Below are 721 nucleotides of genomic sequence, written 5' to 3' on the forward strand. Positions count from 1 at the left end.
AAGCTCTGCGGCCTGAATCCAACCATAGTCAATTGGCCTTGATAGCAGTCATCGCCAAGAGATGAAAATTCAAATTGATACACTGTATGCCAACGCCAGACTCCGTCTGGCGTTTTCAGTTTGTGTGCTCCAAAAGCGATGCTAACGAGCTGAAGATCTAATTGCTCGCATTTTCGTGAGATGGCAACTTTGGCTAACTCAGATTGACGTCGTTGTTGCCAAAATAGAAAACAGAAAAAGCACAGTCCAAGTATTGCCAGTAGATCTCCTATCATCCTTAATCCTTTCTTATCCCTTTGTGGCTTGCTGCAATTTGATGAGTGCAGTGGCTAGCTCTTCCGATGGGCTAGAGTGCAGCAAAGGTAGCAATACCATTCTTAGTTCTGGCAGCATAACTAAATCGGCAAATAATTGATTGAAAAGGGTTTGATTGCCTGTTTGTGCGAGTCGCAGCAAAAATTGTTCAGCGATTTTTGCATCAGAAAGAAGATGCCATGCTCGTCCCGCAATACCGATCAGTACTTCTTGGTGACTTAAACGAGGGCTTTGCAAAATCGCTTCTAGTACTGGTAAAGAGACTTCAGTTGGAGCGCCTGCTAACGCGCGAGTTAATGCCGATAGCAAGAACAAATCTGGTTCTGTGCTGTGAATCTCTTGCTGCGCTTTTTCTGCGATACGCTGCGCTAGTCGGTCTTGTAAGTCGACATGCTCAAGAGCACCA

2 protein-coding genes are annotated in these 721 nt (G+C 45.2%); both read right to left on the bottom strand.

Going from position 1 to position 721, the window contains the following annotated elements; genetic code table 11:
* Positions 1 to 275: DUF3301 domain-containing protein (locus R7Q46_RS26950; RefSeq protein WP_318078202.1), on the bottom strand; the 275-nt coding region annotated here is incomplete at its 3' end.
* 13 nt (positions 276 to 288) lie between these two features.
* Positions 289 to 721 (bottom strand): DUF3549 family protein (locus tag R7Q46_RS26955; RefSeq protein WP_318078203.1); only part of this gene is annotated, 433 nt, incomplete at its 5' end.

It is taken from the genome of Vibrio sp. 811, from assembly GCF_033339195.1.